General features: G+C 38.1%; 6 protein-coding genes. All 6 read right to left on the bottom strand.

What is annotated here, in order from left to right; translation table 11 throughout:
- Positions 1-37: 37 nt before the first annotated feature.
- Positions 38-457 carry a Holliday junction resolvase RuvX gene (gene ruvX / locus AC1WHX_RS09535; protein ID WP_122304180.1) on the bottom strand — a complete coding sequence of 140 codons (420 nt, stop codon included), beginning with the start codon at positions 455-457 and terminating at the stop codon, positions 38-40.
- 169 nt (positions 458-626) lie between these two features.
- Positions 627-1,880 (bottom strand): efflux RND transporter periplasmic adaptor subunit, encoded by a 1,254-nt coding sequence (locus AC1WHX_RS09530; RefSeq protein ID WP_009319655.1) that lies wholly within the window; start codon positions 1,878-1,880, stop codon positions 627-629.
- Between the two features lie 11 nt (positions 1,881-1,891).
- Positions 1,892-3,358 carry a TolC family protein gene (locus AC1WHX_RS09525; protein WP_009319656.1) on the bottom strand — a complete coding sequence of 489 codons (1,467 nt, stop codon included), beginning with the start codon at positions 3,356-3,358 and terminating at the stop codon, positions 1,892-1,894.
- Between the two features lie 18 nt (positions 3,359-3,376).
- Positions 3,377-4,543 carry an ABC transporter permease gene (locus AC1WHX_RS09520; RefSeq protein ID WP_022600730.1) on the bottom strand — a complete coding sequence of 389 codons (1,167 nt, stop codon included), beginning with the start codon at positions 4,541-4,543 and terminating at the stop codon, positions 3,377-3,379.
- Entirely contained in the window at positions 4,543-5,775 is a 1,233-nt protein-coding gene (locus AC1WHX_RS09515; RefSeq protein ID WP_122338358.1) for an ABC transporter permease, read from the bottom strand. The genes AC1WHX_RS09520 and AC1WHX_RS09515 overlap by 1 nt, the downstream gene beginning before the upstream one ends.
- 14 nt (positions 5,776-5,789) lie before the next feature.
- Complete coding sequence (locus AC1WHX_RS09510; RefSeq protein WP_481229235.1) at positions 5,790-6,449, bottom strand: ABC transporter ATP-binding protein; 660 nt, start codon at positions 6,447-6,449, stop codon at positions 5,790-5,792.
- Between the last annotated feature and the right edge of the window lie 181 nt (positions 6,450-6,630).

Raw genomic sequence — 6,630 nt, 5'->3', positions numbered from 1 at the left:
GTACTCCCGGCATATAAATCTTTATTCCTATCAACAATCAAGCATGCAGCACGCTTTCCATATATCCCTGTAATATGATTACTGCGCTGATCTCATCCACCAGTTCTTTATTCCGACGATCTTTCTTCTTCAACCCGCCTTCCAACATAGACCGGTGCGCTAAAGTAGAAGTAAACCGTTCATCAAAATATTCTATCGGAATATCAGGGAACAACTTCTTGAACTGTGCTACAAACGGCTCGATATATCGCATATTTTCCGAAGGTTGATTATTCATCTGTTTCGGTAATCCTATGATTACTTTCTCCACAGCTTCCTTTTGAAAATAATTTTTCAGAAAACCGACCAATTCATGCGTAGGAACGGTTGTCAATCCATTCGCTATTATTTTCAAAGGATCGGTCACCGCAATTCCTGTACGTTTTTTTCCGTAATCTATCGATAAAATACGAGCCATAATGTTGGCAAAGATAATCAAAATGAAACAGAAAAATAAGCTGTTCGTCTTTTTTATACATAAGACAAACAGCTACAACTAAAAATATACCTTATTAATAAAGGATTCGGGAATGTTATGGTAAAAAAACAGAAATTAAAAATATATTCTTATCTATCAGCATCATATCTTATTTCCTTATCCTCAAATTCTCTTTATCTCTATATTTATTCATATCCGATACCACCACCTTATCACCGATATTCAAACCGTCTAATACTTCTACATAATCATAACTTCCCTCTCCCAACTTAACTGTTCTCTTCACAATATGATCTCCATCCATCACCCAAAGATTATAGTCTCCCGGACCATTATAAAAAGAACGTCTTTCTATACGAAGAGCATCATCTCTTACCGCATTAATAACAAAGACGTCAACTTTCAAGCCGGAACGCAGACGATCATGGTCATTATCATCTAAAAATATAAGAAATTGTATCATTCCATCTTTTACCGATGGGACGACATTCCCCACTGTTCCAGAGAGTTCTTCTTTTCCGATTTTTACAATTGCTTTATTTCCCGGTAAAACCTTATCAGCATATCCATCCGTAATTTCGGCTTCTACCTTAAAGCTACCGAGATCGGCAACAATTGCCAATTGTGAACCTGCAGGCACAGTTGCTCCAACCTGATCATTTACCCATATCAATGTCGCATCTTGAGGAGAACGCACTTGTGCCTCTTTCATCATCTTAGTCCGTAACGAAATATTTTTCAAGGCTATATTGTAATCCAATTCCTGTACTCGAATATCCGCAGCAGAAGTCCGTTTCTGATTATTATATTTCAATTTTAATTGGTCCAGATTCATTTTCTGAACTTTATATTCCAATTCAGCTTGTTTTATTTTATCAGACGTACTTGCTCCTATACTATCTAAATATTTCTCATTTTGCAATAGCACTTTCATTCTCTCCAATCTCATTTCATCTATATCGATACTCATCTTCATCTCCGACAACTGGCTTTCCGCCACAATCTTCATCTGTTCTAATTTAAAACGTTTCATCTCCAGCTCATCCCGCTGATTCTCCATACCTACATTGGCTTCCGCTAAATCAAGTTTTAAAATAGAATCATTTTTGGATAGTTTCTCTCCGGATTTTTTATATACTTCCAATATTTTCGAAGAAATCGGCGAGGTTATTATCTCTTCCGACAGAGGAGCTACTTTTCCCGTTGCAGAAACAGAAATTCCGATTTCACCTTTTGTCACCGTTCCAAAATCAATATCTTCTAAAGGAATTCCGGCACTGAATACTTTTACCAAAACAATAAAAAAACAAACTAAAGCACATGCTACAAACGCAAATTTAATAATCAATATCTTTTTTCTACGACGTTTCACCTCCGGTGAAATTTCTTTATCCATGCCCATGTTTATATTTTTTAATTTTTTATCATTTCATATATAATATCCTCATCTCGAACAAAATCATAAAGGGATAGCTGTCGAATATTGTAATAATATAACCAAGAGGTATATAACTGAGAAATATATTCTCTACGAGCATTATCCCGTTCTACTTGAGCCGAATTTATATCCAAGACATTAATATTTCCCATAACAAAGATATTGTATGCTGTTTTATACCGACATTGTGCAACAGAATCTGCAAGAACAGCAATATCTAACAATCGTGTCTGATCTTGAAATTGATTGACAGATAACGTTACATCTCGTTCAAAATTCATCTGGCTTTGCTCAATTTGCGCCTTTATGAGCTCTTGCTGCGACTTCGCCAACCGCACTCGTCCCCGACCTTTTCCCCAATCTAAAATAGGAATACGTATTCCTAAACTCACAACCTGACGATTCTGTAAATTCTGATATGTTCCGGATAAACTATTATCACTTCCCGTAAATCCTACCGAAGCATAAATATCCGCTTTAAATCCACGATCTACTCGAGCTTGGGCAATTTGCTGTTTTGCCTCTAACAACTGCCTTTCGATCGAATAATTTAAAGGATTATTTTTTAATGCAATATCTAAAACCTCACGTGGTGAAATCTTTACAACAGGACATTTTTGCGGAACATCAATTTTCAACACGACAGAATCATCATATCGCAAATAATTTCGAAAAGCATACATCTTATTATCATACTCTTGTTCCGCTTTTATCAAATTTGACGAAGCATTCAATCTTCCTAATTCCAGTTGCAGCAAATCATTATCCGATATTATTCCGATCTTTTTCTTACCCTGAGCTATTTTCAACAATTCCTCAGCATTTTTCAGATTCTGTTCTGCGATATTTTTATTTACCGATGCTAATAAAAATTCGAAATAATGCTTGACTGTCTGCATATTTACAGCCTCCATACTTACACAATATTGTTGTAATGCCTCTTTATACTTCTTGGGCTCTATACGCATCGACCATCTTAATGGCCGAGCTGTAATCAAAGGCTGAGAAAGGGTCAATCCTAAAGGGACACTCAAATAACTTGTATTACGATCTCCGTCCAACTGGTCAATACGTTGCAATTGTGACTGTAAAGAAATAGAACCTCCCGTATAAGGAATATTTTGAGTAATAGAAAGATTCAAATTTTCACTGAGCAGACGGTTTGTAACGAACGAATATGTACCATCTTCTTTCTGATAAGAAGACAATGACTTATCCAAGCTGGGCAAAGTGCCGTCTAAAACCATACTAGGTAACAAATCCGCCTTATAATTACGGTACGACCAATAAGCAATCTGCAAAGTATTTCTTGCCACGATTGCATCAATAGAAAAAATACGAGCTATATTTAAAGCCTGATCCATAGAGAGAGACAAAGTATCTTTCTGCCCCCACAAACAGGTAGGGAACAGAAAGACTATACATATCATCCATAGTTTCATACAACCTATATTTACTCATTATTCATAATGCAATACCTCTGCCGGATTTACACGAGAAATTCGGTATGCCGGATACCATGCACTAAATAATGAAAACAAACACATCAGCAATATCGTGGTCACAACTGCAGCAATATTTTCTACGGTAAAATCATAAATAAAAAATGCCAACAGTACTGAAGGAATAGAAGCCATTACCGAAATCAACAAACTTTCTCCAAGCACCATTTTCATAAGATCTCTACGTGTTGCTCCTAAAGCCAACTGCAAAGCATACTCTTTCAACCTTTTTTTCGACTGTAACCAAAATAATCCGAATGTTCCAATAAACGCAAAAATAAACAAGAAAAAAGCCGGCACGGCTTGTGCTGCAACTGAAAGCATCGTCCCAACCATTGAAAAAGCCTTCCACTCTTCCATCGGAGAAACAAACAACTCGACATCATTATTCAAGCCAGCCCGTTTGAACTCTTTATCGCAAGCATTATAAAAGTCGGCTTCATGCCCTTTTTTTACTTTAGCGACACATTCCATAAAGGGCAAATGCTCGAAAGGGAAAAGTATCGCCTCTGACGAAGGTTCGAATACTGCATGCTTCACCCCTGCAACAACCCCGATTACCGTAAGTTCCCGATTTCTATATACAAACTTCTTGCCGACGGCATCTACCCACCCGACAGCATCTACCAATTGCCGGGAAACAACAACAGGAAGAGAGCCATCAGCCAATTTGGTCTCTCCGGTAAACCACTCTCCTTCTTCCAAACGAATATCAAATACATCAAGAGCATATTTATCGACAGTCTTTATAGCTGCCATGATTTTTTTATCGTTAATCCGGACCGTATCTCCACTATAGTTATCGCCGTCTCTCATATATGGGGCCAATCCGCTACCCACAGTCACACTTTCTATTGCAGGATTGGTTCTCAACCGTTCAACGACAAGAGATGTTATGCGTCCGGATTCCCGTAAAGAAGCCCGCGAATTAAAATTAACCGGCATACAAGAAAACACAAATGTATTATCTGTGTTTAACAGCCCCGGATCATTATATTTTTTCAATGCCGAAAACAGAGATCCGAGACACAGCATCAACACCAATACGATAAAAAATTGTTCTACCAAAATTTCCCAAACCTTATTCCGACGATTCCAGATCATCTTTAGCAAAAACTTTCTCATTATTCGTTTCCTCCTTTCAATACCTCTGCAATATTTTTTCGTGTAATTAAATAGGCCGGCAGCCCACCTGATAATAAAGAGAACAAAATAGCCAAGGGCAATACCTGACACCAAATAACCGACATATCAAGAGAAGCGATCAACAACATTTTTTCATTAAGAGATCCGCCCAGGACAAGACTCTGTACCCCATAGGACATCGGTAAAACCAAAAGAACACCTAAAATAGCCCCGATCAATACCAAAAAGAAATTTTCACCCATAATCTGGAAAAAAACCGAAATGCGAGTAGCCCCAATCGCCCGGGAAATCGCAATCTCCGAAGCCCGGCTCTCCATATTGGAAAAATTCAATGTCACGATATTCAAAGCAGGAATAATCAACAACAAGAAAATAGCAGCTCCAGCACCGTATAACATGATATTTGTCCCGTATTTTTTTATCATCTCCTCCTTTTTGGTATAAATCTTCTCCGGCAATATGTCTACTGTCATACCCCTATTTTCTACAGTAGCCCGCACATTGTTACATACCAATTCTTTCATCCGGTCAACATCCATATCTTCCGGGAATAGAATATTCACATTATAACAAAAATGAGCAGAAGGGATAAATTTGTTATACCGGTACGGAATCCAAACATTGGCAAGTGTAGGTGCAGAAAACATCGAATAATCGGCAACGACACCGATTATTTCATATTCAATACCTTGAATCTTAATTTTCTCGCCGACAGCTTTACCTCCCGGAAAACCGGCTCTTGCCAAACTTTCTTTAATTACAGCGACTTTTTTCCCCTCTCGAGCATCCTCACGATCAAACGATGTCCCATCGATAAAACGGAATTGATACATTTTAAAATAATCGCCCCCGATAAATGACACATCTACAGCCTTCAACTGATCATTCACATAAGCAGTAGAAGACTCATCATTATCATACGAAACCATTTCATATCCTTTCAATGCCGCAAAAAACTGTTCCATTTCCATGGGATAAATTCCTCCGATATATTGTCCCTGCATATTGTAAAGCTGAGAACCGCTTACCGTCACAATTCGATCGCCATATAACATCGGCTCTGCATCGGTAGTAATAAGTTTGACAACATGCAATATAATAGCAATGAAAACAAATGCCAACGTCGTACCCAAAATATAGAATATCGCATAAGCCTTATTCCGCTTTATATTATATAAAGCTGTCTTTATGTAACTCAACACAATTTTCATGATATTCCCTTTCTCTAAACGAGTTTTCCATCCAACAATCGTACTATTCGTCCTGTTTTGGAAGCAATATGCTCATCATGAGTAACCATTACCACCGTAACCCCAAGCTTGTTCAACTCCAACAAAATATCCATAATCTCTTCTCCCATGCGGCTATCCAAATTTCCGGTAGGCTCATCGGCAAGAATTATCTCCGGATGTCCGACAATCGCTCTTGCAATCGCAACACGTTGGCATTGCCCCCCTGACAACTGGGACGGAAAATGCTTCATACGATGCGACAGCCCCACCATATTCAAGACTTCTTTTACCCGCTCTTTCCTTTCGACAGCGGCAACCCGGCCATATAATAACGGCAACTCAACATTATCCATAACATTCAGAGAAGGGACCAAATGGAAATTCTGAAAAACAAATCCAAGACTCTTGTTCCGAAACCGGGCAGCCTCCCAATCACTCATCCCCGATACATCCGTATCATGTATCAGTATAGTTCCGGCAGTTGGTTGATCCAGTAAACCGATCAAATTCAACAATGTACTTTTTCCGCACCCCGAAGGCCCCATTATAGAGACAAACTCTGACGAATTAATCTTTAAACAAATATCATCCAATGCGCGTGTCTCGATGTCTTTCGTCTGAAAGACCTTACTTACCGATTTTAATTCTATCATAAAGCAATATTTTATTTATTATTGTTTTTATTTCAAAATATATTCCCATCAACAGGTAGGAAAACCGAAAAAGGACAACTTCGACTATCATACCATTTTCGGAATTTTACCTCATACCGATCTGACAGAAACTTATATTCATACTCTTTCTTTTGATAAATACGTTCTAGCACCTTGACAC

This window comes from Coprobacter sp. (assembly GCF_982436375.1).
Note: the sequence above shows the minus strand (reverse complement) of the source record. Positions and strands in the feature narration are given on the sequence as shown.